Origin of the sequence: Loktanella agnita, assembly GCF_046640325.1 — a bacterium.
Taxonomy (GTDB): Bacteria; Pseudomonadota; Alphaproteobacteria; order Rhodobacterales; family Rhodobacteraceae; genus Yoonia; species Yoonia agnita.
In genome coordinates this window covers 117,520-133,386 of record NZ_JBJMBF010000009.1, presented here as the reverse complement: position 1 = coordinate 133,386, position 15,867 = coordinate 117,520, and the positions used below count along the sequence as shown (strand labels likewise).

13 protein-coding genes are annotated in these 15,867 nt (G+C 57.0%); 12 read left to right on the top strand and 1 reads right to left on the bottom strand.

Annotated elements, in window-relative coordinates; genetic code table 11:
• Nucleotides 1–6 precede the first annotated feature (6 nt).
• From ACJ5NV_RS12185 to xrtD, 4 genes are all read left to right on the top strand, one after another.
• On the top strand, nucleotides 7–2,439 hold the full coding sequence (locus ACJ5NV_RS12185; protein ID WP_411644051.1) for a tetratricopeptide repeat protein: 2,433 nt from the start codon (nucleotides 7–9) through the stop codon (nucleotides 2,437–2,439).
• An 89-nt stretch (nucleotides 2,440–2,528) separates the two neighbouring features.
• Complete coding sequence (locus ACJ5NV_RS12180; RefSeq protein ID WP_411644050.1) at nucleotides 2,529–3,134, top strand: polysaccharide biosynthesis/export family protein; 606 nt, start codon at nucleotides 2,529–2,531, stop codon at nucleotides 3,132–3,134.
• Nucleotides 3,135–3,149: 15 nt separating this feature from the next.
• A complete protein-coding gene (locus ACJ5NV_RS12175) occupies nucleotides 3,150–4,487 on the top strand; it encodes a hypothetical protein (RefSeq protein WP_411644049.1) in 1,338 nt (445 codons plus the stop codon).
• A 47-nt stretch (nucleotides 4,488–4,534) separates the two neighbouring features.
• On the top strand, nucleotides 4,535–6,067 hold the full coding sequence (xrtD, locus tag ACJ5NV_RS12170; protein WP_411644047.1) for a VPLPA-CTERM-specific exosortase XrtD: 1,533 nt from the start codon (nucleotides 4,535–4,537) through the stop codon (nucleotides 6,065–6,067).
• Here the strand turns inward: xrtD and ACJ5NV_RS12165 are convergent.
• The gene (locus ACJ5NV_RS12165; protein WP_411644045.1) at nucleotides 6,064–7,032 is read right to left on the bottom strand and encodes a glycosyltransferase family 2 protein; all 969 of its coding nucleotides are present in this window, start codon (nucleotides 7,030–7,032) and stop codon (nucleotides 6,064–6,066) included. The genes xrtD and ACJ5NV_RS12165 overlap by 4 nt on opposite strands.
• Nucleotides 7,033–7,172: 140 nt before the next feature.
• Here ACJ5NV_RS12165 and ACJ5NV_RS12160 point away from each other — a divergent pair, with 140 nt between their 5' ends.
• From ACJ5NV_RS12160 to rfbA, 8 genes are all read left to right on the top strand, one after another.
• Nucleotides 7,173–8,123, top strand: coding sequence for a glycosyltransferase family 2 protein (locus ACJ5NV_RS12160; protein WP_411644043.1), 951 nt, complete (start codon nucleotides 7,173–7,175; stop codon nucleotides 8,121–8,123).
• A gap of 189 nt (nucleotides 8,124–8,312) precedes the next feature.
• A complete protein-coding gene (locus ACJ5NV_RS12155; RefSeq protein WP_411644041.1) occupies nucleotides 8,313–9,581 on the top strand; it encodes a nucleotide sugar dehydrogenase in 1,269 nt (422 codons plus the stop codon).
• Nucleotides 9,578–10,813 carry a glycosyltransferase family 4 protein gene (locus tag ACJ5NV_RS12150; RefSeq protein ID WP_411644039.1) on the top strand — a complete coding sequence of 412 codons (1,236 nt, stop codon included), beginning with the start codon at nucleotides 9,578–9,580 and terminating at the stop codon, nucleotides 10,811–10,813. The genes ACJ5NV_RS12155 and ACJ5NV_RS12150 overlap by 4 nt, the downstream gene beginning before the upstream one ends.
• 39 nt (nucleotides 10,814–10,852) lie before the next feature.
• Nucleotides 10,853–12,265: a mannose-1-phosphate guanylyltransferase/mannose-6-phosphate isomerase gene (locus tag ACJ5NV_RS12145; RefSeq protein ID WP_411644037.1), complete on the top strand. Its 1,413-nt coding sequence runs from the start codon at nucleotides 10,853–10,855 to the stop codon at nucleotides 12,263–12,265.
• Entirely contained in the window at nucleotides 12,252–12,848 is a 597-nt protein-coding gene (gene rfbC, locus ACJ5NV_RS12140; protein WP_411644035.1) for a dTDP-4-dehydrorhamnose 3,5-epimerase, read from the top strand. Before ACJ5NV_RS12145 ends, rfbC begins: the two co-directional genes overlap by 14 nt.
• Complete coding sequence (gene rfbB, locus ACJ5NV_RS12135; protein ID WP_411644033.1) at nucleotides 12,845–13,885, top strand: dTDP-glucose 4,6-dehydratase; 1,041 nt, start codon at nucleotides 12,845–12,847, stop codon at nucleotides 13,883–13,885. Before rfbC ends, rfbB begins: the two co-directional genes overlap by 4 nt.
• Entirely contained in the window at nucleotides 13,882–14,739 is an 858-nt protein-coding gene (gene rfbD / locus ACJ5NV_RS12130; protein WP_411644031.1) for a dTDP-4-dehydrorhamnose reductase, read from the top strand. Before rfbB ends, rfbD begins: the two co-directional genes overlap by 4 nt.
• Nucleotides 14,732–15,607 carry a glucose-1-phosphate thymidylyltransferase RfbA gene (gene rfbA, locus ACJ5NV_RS12125; RefSeq protein WP_411644030.1) on the top strand — a complete coding sequence of 292 codons (876 nt, stop codon included), beginning with the start codon at nucleotides 14,732–14,734 and terminating at the stop codon, nucleotides 15,605–15,607. Before rfbD ends, rfbA begins: the two co-directional genes overlap by 8 nt.
• Nucleotides 15,608–15,867 lie beyond the last annotated feature (260 nt).

The following is a 15,867-nucleotide window of genomic DNA, read 5'->3' as shown; positions in this document are numbered from 1 at the left end:
AATATTGTGAAGATACTGGGCGGAATTTCTGTAGTGCTGGCTGTGATGGCCGGGCTGGCGCTCTATTTTCATGAGGATGATGCGACGCGTGCTGCGCACGCATATGCGCAGGCGTTGGGTTTCACGGCGGATGGCGATGTCGCGAGAGCGTCGGTCGCCTTTCGTAATGTGCTGAAATACGATCCGATGAATTTAGAGGCCCGCGAAACCTATGCGCAGCTGATGCTGCAGAGCGGCAACGTGATCGAAGCCTCTGGCCAGTATCTGCGCTTGCTTGAACAGGATCCGGACAATCTGGATGCCCGCATTTTGCTTTCTGAAATGCAGATTGATGCGGGTGCCTGGGCTGCCGCCCGCGATCAGATCAGCCGTGCAACCGAAGTTGCGCCCGATGATCTGCGGGTCCGCGCTTTGGGTCGCGTTGTCGATTATTATGATGCGATTATCGCGGATGCGCCCACAGCGCGTTTTGCAGCTTTGACTGCCGCGCAGGCGCTGCGGTCAAAGGTTGACAGCTTACATGTGCTTGATGATGTCATTTTGGATGGCACGATCCGCGTGGGCGATTACGCAGCCGCACTGCCACTGGCCGAGGCGGTGATTAAGGATCGTCCTGACCAGCTGAATCCGCATCTGACGCGTATCGGTATCTTGGATGCCATGGGTCGCAAAGATGATGTCGCAGCAAGTTTTCAGAATCTCATCAGGCAGTTCCCTGAAAACGAGGCGCTACAGGGGCAGATGGTACAGTGGTACCTGGCCAATGACGTTTCAGGCGCTGAACGCACGTTGCATGACTGGGCGATGGCCGGGGACATGGGGGCAGCTATGGTGCTGGTCCGTTTGGTTGCCAAACTGCATGGCGCTGATGCTGCGTTGGAGGAAATTTCGACGCTGATTGCGCATGTGGCCGACCCGAATGTTTTTCACGCGATGGCCGCCGCGCTGCATTTCGATGCAGACCGCAAGGATCTTGCAATCGATATGATGCGCGATCTGATAGAGACCACCCCAGATGCGGCGATCCGTGCAGGGTTTCAGACAACATTGGCGATAATGCTTGATGCCACAAGCCAAAGGAACGCGGCAGAGGTGGTGCTTGCCGAGGTTATTCAGAGCAACCCGAACAATACGCAGGCCAATGTGCTGCGTGCGGGGTGGCTGCTGGATCGGGGCCAAACGGATGAGGCTATCATCCTGTTGCGCGGCGCGATTGATCGGGAACCGGACAATGTTCAGATATTGCGTCTTTTGGCGCAGGCGCATGGGATGCGCGCTGAACCTGATCTACAGGCGCGAATGTTGGCCATGGCGGTTGAACGCGCGGACCATGGGGCGCAGGATGCGTTAAACTATGCTGCATTCCTCGCGGCGGATGACCGGCTGGCTGTTGCGATTAATGTGCTGGAAGAGGCCCGGCGACGACGCCCTGCGCATGCGGGCGTGTTGATCGCGCTGGGTGAGCTCTATGTTCGCACCGAAGCATGGGTGCGTGCCGAAACCGTTGAAGTGCAATTGCGCGCGGTTGATACGCCGGATGCAGTCGCCGCTGCCAATTCATTGCGTACTAATCGTTTGATCGCGCAGGGGCAGGGCGAAGAGGCGTTGGCGGCGCTGGATGCAATTTCCGCTGAAATCGAAGATGGCCCGCAAGCCGTCATTGCGGTGATCCGGGCGCAGATTTTAGTGGGGGATATCGCGCAGGCCTATGCTGTTGCCGGGCAGGGGGTTGCGGATTTTCCAGAGAATGGCCCGTTGCAGTTAGGGCTGGCGATGCTGGCACGGATGCAGGGGCAACCGGGTGAGGCTGTTGCACTTTATCGCAGTATGCTTGCGGAGAATGCTCAATCCCAAGAGCTGTGGCTGAACCTGATTGAGACATTGCGCGCGATGGATAATCCGCAAGCTGCGCTAGTGGCCGCACGTGAGGGCGTCGCGGCTTTGCCCCGTGCGCTGCAGCTGCATTGGAAGGTCGGTATCCTGTTGGAAAACGCAGGCGAGATCGAGGCGGCGATCAGTACCTATGACGGCATCCTTGCCGTCAATAGTGCGATCCCCACTGTAGTGAACAATCTGGCGAACCTGCTGGCCACATATCGCGATGATCCTGAAAGTCTGGACCGTGCCGCTGTGATTGCGGAACGTCTGCGAGACATGCCACAGCCGGAATTTCGCGAAACCTATGGTTGGGTCGCGTTCCGCAAGGGCGATCTGGATACTGCGCTGGCCTATCAGGTCCCCGCTGCAAGTGAATTACCCCGTAGTGCGCTGGCCCAATTTAGGGCTGGCCAGATATTGGTGGCTGCGGGTCAAGCCGCGCAAGCGCGCGCCTATTACATGGCTGCATTGGATGTGGTTGAGCCGGATCAGACAGCGCTGCGCCAGCAGGCGACCGATGCCTTGGCCCGCCTCGATCAGGATACGGCGGTGGTGCAATGACAATCTTTAGAGAAATACGATCTGGCCAAAGCATTGACAAAAAACCGCTTTTTACGCGCGCCGAAAAACAACACGAAAGGATATACGCCATGTTTCGCATTCTTATTGGTGTACTGCTGCTATGCGCCGGGGCGACATCCGCGATCGCGCAGGGGGAATATCGCATCCGGCCCGGTGATACGCTGTCCGTCCGGGTGTTGGAAGATCAGACGGTCAATGGATCGGTATTGGTCCTGCCGGACGGGTCGGTCAACCTGCCCATCGCGGGGTCAGTGCAGGCGGGGGGACGGAGTGTCTCTGCCGTGGAAACGGCGATTGCCGCCGCGCTACAGCCGAATTTCGTCAGCGTGCCTTCGGTCACGGTCGCGGTCACCGGCCTTGCGGAACGTTCCGCCCCGGTCGCACGCCGTCCGGCAACCATCGACGTTTTTGCGCTGGGTGAGTTTAAAAGCCCGGGTAAGTTATCTGTGTCCGGCGGTACCACGCTTTTGCAATTTTTGGCTGAAAGCGGGGGGATGACCCGCTTTGCTGCGACGAAGCGTATCCAGCTGCGCCGTACCGATGGCCGGACAGGGCAGGAAACCGTCTATCCGTTCAACTATGATAATGCGTTGGCCGGCGGTGAAAGCATGGGCAATACGCGGCTGCTCTCAGGTGATGTGATTGTCATCCCCGAACGCGCCCTGTTCGAATAGCGGGGCTAGGCTGACATGCGCCATGCCGCAACGAGTTGTCTGATCCTGACCATGCTGGTCTTGCCGCTTTCTGCGCAAGACCAAGATGGCGGCGGGTTCAGTTTGAACAGCGAGACCCGCCTGACCAGTGGGGAGGACCTTCCGGCTGATCCGAATGGTGAAACCGGCGCGATTGTCCTGACCCAGTCACTGGATGCGGGGTACACCACTGCAACCCGGACCCAATCGCTGACCTTCGGTCTTGCCGGAACTTTTGGCTGTTCGGATGCATCGGGTTGTTATGGTCTGTCGGGGCAGAGCACTGACCTTGCTTATACCCGCGACGGCAGCCGCAGCCGCGTTGGCTTGAGTGCCAATTACCAGAGCAGTGCGGTCTATTTCGGGGATATCCTGCCCGAAGATGGCGGTATCATCGACCCGGATGCGCTGACTGCGGATACCGGGACGCTGTCGCGCGGCAATTACAGCGCCGATCTGGTGCTGGGTATCGACCGTCCACTGGGGCTGACGCTGGCGACAGGCGGGCAAATCCTGCGCTATGAAGATGTTGAAATCGACACGCTGTCGGACAAGGAAACATATACGCTGGACGCCGACCTGCGTCTTGCTGTTTCACCTGCTCTTGCGGCGCATCTTGTTGCGGGCGGATCGTTTTATCGGGCCGATGATGCGGAAGAGACCGAGCGTGAAAGCACCAACTTCGGTTTTGGGCTGACGGCCCATTTGGACGCAACCACGACACTGGGGGGCGATGTTCGTGCCACACGCATTGAGATTACTGAAAGTGGCACAAGCCGTACCACTGACGGTGTCACAACACATCTGAATGCTACGCGAGAGACAGCCACGGCTGATTATAGTGCCGATCTGATTTGGGTATCAGACGATCCGTTTCAGCGCAGTACATTGCGTTTCGGGCGTGTGGCCGAGCGGCCGCGTGGTGTTCTATCTTTTGCCCTTGGCGTCAGCGAAACGGCGACGGATCCGGCTTTGATCGGCCAGATTGAGTGGCAAGAGGATCTATCGCGAAGCCAACTGCGCATTACGGCGTCGCGTTCTGTCAGAGTGAGTGATGATGAAACTGACCGGGTTCTGACGCGCGCCAGCCTGCGCCATAGTCAAGAGCTTGACCGACCATTGACGTTGACGCTGTCGACCGAACTGGCGCAGGTGGAGGACCTGTCTGCGGGCGGTGATACCACGTATCGCGCCAATGTTGGCATTGATCTGGCATATGATTTTACGCGTGACTGGGTTGCGGCGGTGGGCGCTGGGGTTGATCGGTCCGACCGTGACGGGTCTGATGCTGATACAGCGGCAAATGTTTACATCGCACTGCGGCGAGGCTTTTAATGGCGACGCTAGGTCTTCGCGCAGCGCGGCAATTGCGGCCAGCGCCAATGTTGGTTGTCGTGGCCGTGCTGATCACCCTGCCTGTGTTCTGGTTGGCGGGTGAAACGCTGCTGCGGGAATGGATGACCGCCGAATACAGCCATGGCCCGGCCATCGTGGTTCTGGCGATCTATCTGTTTCTAAGGGCGGTGCATACGCTTCCGTCGCGGGGCCGTGAGGAAGACCCTGTCTGGCCGGGCGCTGTGGTGCTTGTCTTTGGACTGATGCTGGGCGTTTTAGGGACAGCGGCGCGGGTTGGCGATATCGCTGCATATGGGCTGATCTTCTGGATCGGCGGCATGGTTCTGCTGTTGGCAGGCGGCTGGCGCGGGCGACATCTTTTGATTCCTGTCGCACTTTTGGTTTTCATGCTGCCGCTTCCGCAGGTGCTTTACTGGAAGCTTACGATCTGGCTGCAATTGGTTTCCTCGCAAATCGGTGTTTGGGTGATCGCGCAGGCGGGGGTGCCAGTCTATCTGGAAGGCAATGTTATTGATCTGGGCGTCTACCAGTTGCAAGTGGCCGAGGCCTGTTCGGGGTTGCGATACCTGATCCCTGTCATGTCGCTTGGGATCGTTCTGGCGCTGCTGTATAATGGTCCTAGTGCACATCGTTGGTTGCTGGTGCTGGCGGCGGGCCCGATTACGGTTTTGCTGAATGCGATCAGGATTGGGATCGTCGGAATTGCGGTCGACCGCTTTGGCATCGCGCAGGCCGAGGGGCTGATCCATCTGTTCGAAGGCTGGGTGATCTTTGCCAGTTGCATTGGGCTGTTGCTGGTCGTGGCGTGGCTGTTGTTCATGACGATCCCGCGTGCGGATCGTCCGGCCCATATGTTGATGATCGAAACAGCGGGTTTGGGCAGCGCCGCCGCCCGTTTCGCTGAATTGCCAGATAGTCGCCGCCTGCTGGGGGTGATTGCCGCAGGGGTGATCGCCTCTGCACTGGCAGTGGCGGTGCAATCCAAGCCGCTAGGACAGATTGCACGGCAACCTTTCGTGCTGTTTCCCGTCGATCTGGGTGACTGGCAAGGCGTGCGTCGCGGGCTTGAACCGGGGATTGCCGGGGTGCTTGGGGCGGATGATACGCTTGATATTACCTATCGTGCGGCGCAGGCGGCTGCCCCGGTAAATCTGTTTGTTGCTTGGTACCGCGATCAGGCGGATGGATCGGCCATTCATTCGCCAGAGGTTTGCCTGCCTGTGAACGGGTGGGAGGTGGCGAGCCTTGACCACCACAGCCTGAGTTTTCCTGACAGCGCCTATGGCACGTTCGCGGTCAATCGCGCCGTGATTCAGAATGGATTGCAACGGCAGCTGGTCTATTACTGGTTCGAACAGCGGGGCCGCCGGATGACAAATGACGTCGCGGCCAAGCTGGTCGTGATCTATGATGGCATTATCCGGGGCCGCACCGACGGCGCGTTGGTCCGTTATGTCACGGATATTGCGGAAGGTGAGACAGAGGCCGAAGCGGACGCGCGGCTGACGGGCCTTGTTTCTGAGAGTATCGCATTGCTGCCGCCGTTTGTGCCGTTTTAGCGCTGTTTTTGCTGGCCCGCTGGCTGTCCAAAAATACGATACCGCCACGCGGACAGCCGTTCGCGCAGCACGATCTTGATCTCACCACCGATGATCCGGAAATGCTGACGCGCCCAGCCGAGAAGGGTTTTTGTACAGCCCCATTTTTGCCCCGCGCGCATCGGCGTGCGCAGTACAGCCCGCAGGTATCCCCACCCAAGTCGGGTTGTCGTGGCGGGAAAGAAATTGCCTTTTTGCGGATCAAACCAATGCGCGAGACGGCGTTCAAGCTCTGCCGCGTTGGCGGCCCCTTCGGCGGAAATGACTGAGCCAGCCGCGTGTTCGCGGCGCAAGAAAAGCGGTTCGGGCACCTCCGCGAATGCGCCTTTCAATGCCAGTTCGACCAACAACAGTTTGTCAGAGCGTGGCATATTCGCGATCAGGCTGGTGTCCTGTAGTGCTATGCGTCGTATCAGCCCGAACACGGGGAAACACATATGCAAGTAGGATTGGCTATGGTCGCCGGGGCCGATCAGGTCATCCAAGCGGCCTGTTGGTCCTTGGCCCTGCGTGCGAGTCACGGCGTCGTAAATGCCAAGCGCGCGCCCTTCGGAGTCGATTGCCATTGTTTGCGGAAAGGCCAACACCGCATCCGGTTGCGCATCCAATGCGGTCACACAAGCAGACAGATACCCGGGCGCGATGACGTCATCATAGGCGGCCCAGCGAAAATAGGGGCCCGTTGTTTGATGAAAGACATCATTGAAATTTCCTGCTGCACCTAAATTGCGCGGCTGCCGTATATAGCGAATGCGCGGATCGCGTGCGGCGTAGCTGGTTGCGATTTCAGCTGTAGTATCCGTGGAGGCATTGTCCGAAATCAGCAGTTCGAAATCGGTGAAATCCTGCGACAGGATCCCGTCCAGCGCTGCGGGCAGGTATTTTTCGCCGTTCCAAACGGGTAGTCCAATGGAAACCTTGGGCAATGGGCATTCCTTTCCAAAAGTAGTTCAAAGAAAATAATCGCAGATATCTGACATCCGCTTTGTAAATGAGGCTAAGATTAACGGGCTTTACCCGACGAATCAATTTGCATTTGCCTTTTCAATTTACCGGATAAGATTCTGTGCGTCCGAAAATCTCTATCATCATTCCCGTTTATAACCGCGAACGTGCTGTCGTGCGTGCGATCAACAGCATTCGCGGCACGGAGGCTGAAATCATTGTTGTCGATGATGGTTCGACCGATGGTAGCGCGGATGCTGCGCGTCGTGCGCTCGCAGAGAGCGGACATCCGGGGGAGGTGTTGACCCAGAATAATGCCGGGCCGGGTGCGGCCCGCAATACTGGTTCAGCGAAGGCGCAAGGCGCATATCTGGCGTTTCTGGACAGTGATGATTATTGGTTTTCCCACACGTTGCCGCATCTTCTGGCAGCGATCGCGCAATCGAATGATGTAGCGTTACTGTTCCTGCAACATCAGGATTTTGCTGCTGATGCGCCGATTTCTGCACCCGATGCCACTTTGCAGATCGAACATTTTCCGCACGTGGTGGCCGCTGCCGGGTACACACGCCACATCCGCTTTGCCAGTTGCAACGCGGTGATCCGGCGCAATGTGTTCGTGGCACTGGGCGGTTTTACCACACAGGTAAACGCAGCAGAGGATACGGATCTATTTTTGCGTGCGGGCGGCTTGGGGCTTGGCTGTGCATTGCTGCGCGCCCCTGTTATGATGGCGCATCAGGTTGAGGGCACTGATCAGTTGACAGGAGATGTCACGAATGTGCGGCAGGGGCTGGCCTTTTTGCTGGCACAGGAAAAGGCAGGGCATTATCCGGGTGGGCGGTCAGGTAACCCGACACGCGCTCGACTGTTGGCGCATTCGGTCAGCCACGCCACACGGATCGCATTTGCCAAGGGTCATCCGCTACAGGCCTATGCGATCTACTTTCGTCATCTGCCCACATTGATACGCGGGCGGGCGTGGCATTGGGGGCTGCGCCTGCCGCTGATCCCGCTGTTGCATTTGCTGCGGCCCCGGAATTTTGCATTTCGTTTGCGGCCAAAGCGGTGATTTTCATGCTGTGTAAGGTGCAATGCTGTATTCTATGACCTTTTAGCCCCGCAGATTGGGCGCTGTCGCAGTAATTTATTGCTTTTCGTGACGTTATGACATTTTATGAGATTGGTTTCGGCGCTCAATTTTCGGGTGCAACGCGATAGACGTGGCTAGATTTTGATATGATTGTTTTGGGGAATATTGATGAAAGTTGTTATTCTGGGGCTGGGCTATGTTGGGTCTACGGCCGCATGCTGTATCGCCAGTGAAGGGCATCAAGTTATTGGTGTCGATGTCAGTGCCAAGAAGGTTGACGCAATCAATAGCGGTGTGATGCCAATCCTTGAAAACGGATTGGATGAGATGCTGTCGCAGGCGCTTGCGGTAGGTCTTTTGTCCGCGCGCACTGAAATTGGCGACGCATTGCAGGGTGCCGATTTGGCGATGGTTTGCGTTGGCACGCCGTCGACGCCGGACGGGTCCCATAACATGAGCTTTATCGCGGATGTCAGCCGACAGATCGCGCAAGTCGTGAAACGCGACAGCTTACCCCGGTTCACCGTTGCGTATCGGTCGACCATTCGTCCCGGCACAACGGAGGAATTGATCGCGCCGATCTTTCGTTCGATCCTTGACGCGCCAGCAGAAGATCACGTGGATATCGTCTATAACCCGGAATTTTTGCGCGAAGGCAGTGCGATACATGATTACTTTCACCCACCAAAAATCGTGATCGGCACGGTGGATGGAAAGCCCAATGCGGCGATGTCGATGCTGAATGCAAACATTGACGCGTCGGTGTTCCTGACCCGCTACAAAGAGGCGGAGATCACCAAATTCGTCGATAATTCATGGCATGCGGTCAAGATTGCCTTTGCCAATGAAGTCGGGCGTACGTGCCTGAACGCAGGTATCTCTGCCAAGAAAGTCCACGAGATTTTTGTCAGCGATACAAAGCTGAACATTTCACCTTATTACTTGCGTCCGGGCGGGGCTTTTGGTGGTTCATGTCTGCCAAAAGATGTGCGCGCGCTACAGTATATTGGTGCGGATACGGGATCAAATTTACACTTAATAGACAGCCTTTTGCGTTCAAATGAGGCGCATAAGCACATGATATTTGAGCATGCGACCCGTGACGTTTCTGCGGGCGCGAAGCTACTTTTGGTCGGGCTGGCGTTTAAGGCGGGCACCGATGATTTACGTGAAAGTCCCAATGTCGATTTGGCGCGAAAGATTTTGCACGCGGGCTATGCGCTTGATGTGTTTGACCCTGCGGTGAAGGCGGACATGCTGATTGGCGCGAACCTTGGTTATGCCTTCAGCCAGTTACCGACGTTGGAGCGTTTGCTGGTCAGCAATGAGCACGCCCAGTCAACCACCTATGACCGTATCATCGTGGCCAATGCGACGTCGGAGCAGTTGGAGCTTACCGGGGACACCCCGCTTGTTGATATCGGAGCGCTGCAATGATCCACGAACGTCAGATCGAAGCTGTCAGCCGTGCCAAGCCGCTTGCCGGGCGCAAGGTCCTGATTATCGTTGAAAACCTGCCATTGCCTTTTGACCGCCGCGTCTGGCACGAATGCCTGACGCTGACGGCTGCCGGGGCGCTGGTGTCTGTAATCTGCCCAATTGGCCGGGGATACGATGCGCGCTATGAAGAGCTGGATGGTGTGCATATATACCGTCATCCGCTGCCCTTGGAGGCGAAGGGCGCGATGGGCTATTTGGCGGAATATGGTGCCGCGCTCTGGCATGAAATGCGGCTGGCGCTGCTGGTGTTGCGCCGACACGGGTTCGATACGATCCAAGGCTGCAATCCGCCGGACCTGATCTTTCTTGTGGCGCTGCCGTTCAGGCTATTCGGCAAGCGTTACATCTTTGATCATCACGACATCAACCCAGAGCTTTACGAGGCGAAATTTGGGAAGCGCGGGTTTTTCTGGCGGTTGATGGTATTATTCGAGCGGCTGACGTTTATGTCAGCCAATGTGGTGATTTCGACCAATAATTCCTATCGTAAGATTGCGATGACGCGCGGTCGGAAAAAGCCTGAGGATGTTTTTGTTGTCCGCTCTGGCCCCGACCTGACGCGCCTGCGTTTCCCCGATCCAGATCCGAAGTGGCGCGACGGGCGCAAACATCTTGTGGGATACGTTGGCGTGATGGGCGAACAAGAAGGGCTTGATCTGCTGCTAGAGGCGGCGCGCATCGTCGTTTTCGAGCGTGGATATGACGTGCAGTTCGTACTGGTGGGCGGCGGATCAGCATTGGAAGAGGTGCGTGCGATGACTGTTAAACTGGGGCTTTCTGACCATGTCACCATGACAGGCCGTGCCCCGGATGATGACCTGTTTTCGGTTTTGGCGTCATCGGATTTATGTGTGAACCCTGATCGGGTGAATCCGATGAACGATCAGTCAACCATGAATAAGATATTGGAATACATGGCATTTTCAAAACCCATTGTGCAGTTCGATGTGACCGAAGGGCGGTATTCCGCAGGTGAGGCGTCGCTTTATGCCGCGCCGAATGATGCTGCTGATATGGCCGATAAGATCATCACACTGCTTGATGATCCAGATCGCAGGGCCGAGATGGGTCGCATTGGGCGGGACCGGATCGAAACAGAGCTCAGCTGGGACCATCAGGTGACGCCGCTGATTGCAGCCTATCAGCGTGCGGCGCGGCCTTCGCGTTAACGCATAAATTGTGCTATTTGTAAAAAGGGGGATATTGATATGTTAACGCCTGTGCTTCTCTGTGGTGGGGTCGGGGCGCGGCTTTGGCCGATGTCGCGTAAAAGCTATCCAAAGCAATTCGCCCGGCTTGTGGGTGAAAATACGATGTTGCAGGACACCGCGCTGCGCCTGTCAGGCGATGGCTATGGCCGGCCTGTGATTGTCACCAACGCCGCCTTTCGGTTTATTGTGATCGAACAATTGCAGGAAATCGGGATTGAACCGCAGGCGATCCTGATAGAACCAGAGGGCCGCAATACAGCGCCTGCTGTGCTGGCCGCGACTTTGTTTCTTGCAGGACAGAACCCCGATGCTGTGATGGTCATTGCCCCGTCGGATCACGCGGTGAATGACCGCGCCGCGCTGCATGCCGCCATCGTGCGCGGGTGCGCGCAGGCCGAAGCGGGTAGTATTGTGACATTCGGTATTACCCCTGACCGACCCGAAACCGGTTTTGGCTATCTGACACTTGCCGAGGCGGGGGGTGATGGTCCGGTGCCACTGTCGGGTTTTGTCGAAAAGCCTAATAAAGAGGCTGCGCAGGATCTGATCGACAAGGGAAACACACTCTGGAATGCCGGGATTTATCTGATGTCGGTGAAAGGCGCGCGCGCTGCGTTTGATCAATATGCGCCTGAAATGGTGCAACAGGTCGATGCCGCACTTCAGGGCGCTTGTGATGATTTTGGGTTTGTCCGGTTGGACCCCGATGCATGGGCCCAGACGGAAAACATCTCTATCGACTACGCAATAACGGAACGGGCGGAGAATGTTTTTGCCGTCCGTTTTGATGGCGGCTGGAGCGATATGGGCGATTGGAACGAGGTTTGGACCGAATTGGGCCGCGATGAGAACGGCGTGTCCACCAGTGGCCGCGCCACGGTCATTGACTGTACCGACACACTGCTGCGGTCAGAGGATGAGCGGGTGGAGATCGTGGGGATCGGCCTAACCGATATCATCGCCATTGCCACCCCGGATGCGGTGCTGGTCAGCCAGCGTGGCCGTGGCGAAGACGTGAAGAAGGCAGTCGAGATTCTGTCGGCCAAAAAGATACGTCAGGCCGAAAGCTTTCCAAAGGATTACCGGCCCTGGGGTTGGTTCGAAAGCCTTGCCATCGGTGACCGGTTTCAGGTCAAACGCATCATGGTTAAGCAGGGTGCGGCCTTGTCTTTGCAAAGCCACCACCACCGCTCTGAACATTGGATTATCGTGCAGGGCACCGCGTGCGTCACGCTGGACGAAGAAGAACGTCTGCTGACAGAAAACCAGTCGATCTACATTCCGCTTGGCACGGTGCACCGGATTACCAATCCCGGTAAGGTTGACGTTGTGATGATTGAAGTGCAGACCGGTGCTTATCTGGGTGAAGATGACATTCTGCGCTACGAGGATGTCTATGCTCGAAACTGACACTGGGGCAGGTGGAATGTTGGAACCAACGGCGTTGGACGGCGTGCGAGTGATTACACCGCGCTGGTTCGACGATGCGCGGGGCGCCTTTTGTGAAACTTACAACCGGCAGACCCTTGCGCGACATGGGTTGGATGTAGAATTCGTGCAGGACAACCAGTCTATCAGTCGTCAGGCAGGCACGGTCCGTGGTTTGCACTTTCAGAGCCCGCCTGCCGCGCAGGCCAAGCTGGTCCGGGTGATCGCCGGGGCGATTTGGGATGTGGCTGTTGATATCAGGCGGGGCTCCCCAAGTTATGGGCAGTGGGTTGGCGTTGATTTGTCGGCCGAGAGTGGACAGCAGATTTTCATCCCCGCAGGGTTTTTGCATGGCTTCGTGACGCGAACACCCAATGCGCAGGTCGTTTACAAATGCTCCCATGTTTATGCCCCAGGCGCGGAAGGATCGGTGCGCTTTGACGACCCGGACCTTGGGATCGACTGGGGCATACCTGTCGAGCAGGCGGTGCTGTCTGACAAGGATGCTGCCGCACCGTCCTTTACCGCGCTCGATAGCCCGTTCATCTACGAGGGGTCATCATGAAAATCCTGATCACGGGCGGCACGGGCTTTATCGGGTCAGCCGTTGTGCGCATGGCGTTGGCAGATGGCCATGACGTCGTGAATGTCGATTGCCTGACATATGCCGCGAACCCCGCCAGCCTTTCTGATGTCATTGACCGGCCCGGATATAAGTTCGCTCAGGTGGATATCTGCGATCGGACTGCGCTTGCCCAGGTTTTTGCCGACCATCGCCCGGATGCGGTGATGCATCTTGCAGCGGAAAGTCATGTAGACCGATCCATCGACGGGCCGGCGGCCTTTGTGCAGACCAATGTCATGGGGACGTTCAACCTGTTGGAGGTGGCCCGTTCTTATTGGGAGCGCCGTGGAAAACCACAAGACTTCCGCTTCCACCATATTTCGACGGATGAGGTGTTCGGCAGCCTTGGTACCACGGGTCAGTTTGATGAGGATACGTGCTATGATCCGCGTTCGCCTTATTCAGCGACAAAGGCAGGCAGTGACCATCTGGTCCGCGCTTGGGGTGAAACCTATGGGTTGCCGGTGCTGCTGACGAATTGTTCTAACAATTATGGCCCACGACAATTCCCCGAAAAGCTGATCCCGGTGACGATCCTGAACGCGCTGGCGGGGCGGCCATTGCCGATCTACGGGGCCGGGCTGAACGTGCGTGATTGGCTACATGTGGAGGATCACGCGCGCGCGCTGCTTCTTGTTTTAACCCATGCCGGGCCGGGGTCATCCTATGGAATCGGCGGGAATGCAGAGGTTCGCAATATCGATCTGGTGCAAAAGCTGTGTGCGATACTTGATACCCGACGTCCCGCCGCTGCGCCGCATGCAAGGTTGATGACGCATGTGCCCGACCGTCCGGGCCATGATCTGCGCTATGCGATTAATGCGACCCGTATCCGGGATGATCTAGGTTGGACACCGTCTTACACCCTAGCGGATGGTTTGGCGCAAACCGTTGGCTGGTATCTGGAAAACACCAATTGGTGGCAGCCGCTACTTGAGCGTGATGGCGTGGGGATGCGGTTGGGGCAGACAGCATGATCCGATTGCTGATTTTTGGGCAAAGCGGGCAGGTTGCCCGTGCGCTGTCGCAAGTGACTCGTGCGCATGTCATGACGCTGGATCGGGCTGCTGCTGACCTGTCCAATCCTGATAGCTGTGCCGCACATATCCGAGACACTGATGCTGACGCCGTGATCAATGCTGCGGCCTGGACTGATGTTGATGGGGCAGAGGCGGCAGAGGCTGCTGCAACTGTAGTCAACGCTGTCGCGCCGGGCGTGATGGCACGGGCCGCTGCTTTGCGTGACCTGCCATTTATTCACCTGTCCAGTGACTATGTGTTTGATGGCAGCGGGGATGCCCTGTGGCGTCCGAACCATTCAACTGGTCCAATCAATGCCTATGGGCGTAGCAAACTGGCTGGTGAGCAGACGGTGATGGCTGCTGGAGGCCTGAGCGTAGTGCTACGGACATCTTGGGTTTTTGACGGGGTAGGGCGGAACTTTGTGACCACAATGCTGCGGCTTGGCGCGACGCGGGATCAGTTAAGCATCGTTGCCGACCAGATCGGCGGACCGACCCCTGCCAGTCATATTGCGGAAGCGTGTGTGAAAATCGCAGAGGGGCTTGTTGCGGGTCGCGGCGCGCCAGGGATTTATCATCTATCGGGCACGCCCGACACAAGCTGGGCAGATTTCGCTCGCGCGATCTTTGCTTGCAGCGGGCAGAGCGTTGACGTGCATGATATCGCCACTGCCGATTATCCGACTGCTGCGGTGCGCCCGCTTAACAGCAGGTTGGATTGCCGTGATTTGCAGCGCGAATTTGGTATCACCCGCCCTGACTGGGCCACTGCGCTGCGCGAGATTTGCGAAAGGGTTAGCCATGAGTAAGCGCAAAGGTCTGATCCTTGCCGGTGGCACCGGGTCGCGGCTTTATCCGATTACCATGGGCATTTCCAAGCAGCTTATGCCAATCTACGATAAGCCGATGATTTATTATCCGATCTCGGTTCTGATGCTGACTGGCATTCGTGAGATTGCGATTATTACGACGCCGCAGGATGCCGCGCAGTTCCAGAACTTGTTGGGCGATGGGTCGCAATGGGGGGTGTCGCTGACCTATCTTGTTCAGCCGCAGCCAGAGGGGTTGGCGCAGGCGTATTTGGTGGGTGAGGAATTCCTCGATGGCCACCCGTCTGTCATGGTGTTGGGCGACAATATTTTCTTTGGGCATGGGCTGCCAGAGCTCTTGGCCTCTGCCGATATGTGCGGGGCAGGTGGAACGGTGTTTGGGTATCATGTGTCCGATCCGGAGCGTTATGGCGTTGTGGCCATGGATGCGACCGGTCAAGTGACAGAGATCGTTGAAAAACCGCAAAATCCACCTTCACGCTATGCTGTAACCGGGCTTTACTTTCTGGACGAGACGGCGCCTGACCGTGCGCGCCAAATCACGCCATCGGCGCGTGGCGAATTGGAAATCACCACATTGCTGCAAAGCTATCTGGCTGAACAGAAGCTGAACGTGCAGACGATGGGACGTGGCTTTGCTTGGCTGGACACGGGCACGCATTCCAGCCTGCTGGATGCATCGAACTTCGTTCGCACCCTGCAATCACGGCAGGGCATGCAAACCGGCTGCCCCGAAGAGATCGCGTTCAACAAGGGATGGATCACAGGTGATCGGCTGGCGGCCGAGGCTGCGAAGTATTCCAAGAATGATTACGGACAATACCTTGAAGGTTTGCTGACGGAGTAGCGACAGTCAGCGACTGCACGCCACTTCTACAATGCCACCTCCCACCCAGCAATGAAATCGATGTTTTAAATCGTGAAAGCTGATCTCGTGGCCGCACGTAGGTCTGAGAAAGACTGTGCGGTTGTTCTTTTGAAATGCTTTGGGGACTAGCTGCGTGGTGAACATGCAGTGCATTCGCTTGGTATCAAAAAGTGCATACTCATCATACCTGTTGACAATATGATGAAACTATAAAAAAGTGGCTCTCAAGCAGTGTGGTT

Excerpts from the sequence above, each read along its gene's own strand:
- rfbC (WP_411644035.1), top strand. The coding sequence starts at position 12,252 with ATGCTCGAAACTGACACTGGGGCAGGTGGAATGTTGGAACCAACGGCG.
- rfbD (WP_411644031.1), top strand. The coding sequence starts at position 13,882 with ATGATCCGATTGCTGATTTTTGGGCAAAGCGGGCAGGTTGCCCGTGCG.
- ACJ5NV_RS12150 (WP_411644039.1), top strand. The coding sequence starts at position 9,578 with ATGATCCACGAACGTCAGATCGAAGCTGTCAGCCGTGCCAAGCCGCTT.
- rfbB (WP_411644033.1), top strand. The coding sequence starts at position 12,845 with ATGAAAATCCTGATCACGGGCGGCACGGGCTTTATCGGGTCAGCCGTT.
- ACJ5NV_RS12175 (WP_411644049.1), top strand. The coding sequence starts at position 3,150 with ATGCGCCATGCCGCAACGAGTTGTCTGATCCTGACCATGCTGGTCTTG.
- ACJ5NV_RS12180 (WP_411644050.1), top strand. The coding sequence starts at position 2,529 with ATGTTTCGCATTCTTATTGGTGTACTGCTGCTATGCGCCGGGGCGACA.
- xrtD (WP_411644047.1), top strand. The coding sequence starts at position 4,535 with ATGTTGGTTGTCGTGGCCGTGCTGATCACCCTGCCTGTGTTCTGGTTG.
- ACJ5NV_RS12145 (WP_411644037.1), top strand. The coding sequence starts at position 10,853 with ATGTTAACGCCTGTGCTTCTCTGTGGTGGGGTCGGGGCGCGGCTTTGG.
- ACJ5NV_RS12155 (WP_411644041.1), top strand. The coding sequence starts at position 8,313 with ATGAAAGTTGTTATTCTGGGGCTGGGCTATGTTGGGTCTACGGCCGCA.
- rfbA (WP_411644030.1), top strand. The coding sequence starts at position 14,732 with ATGAGTAAGCGCAAAGGTCTGATCCTTGCCGGTGGCACCGGGTCGCGG.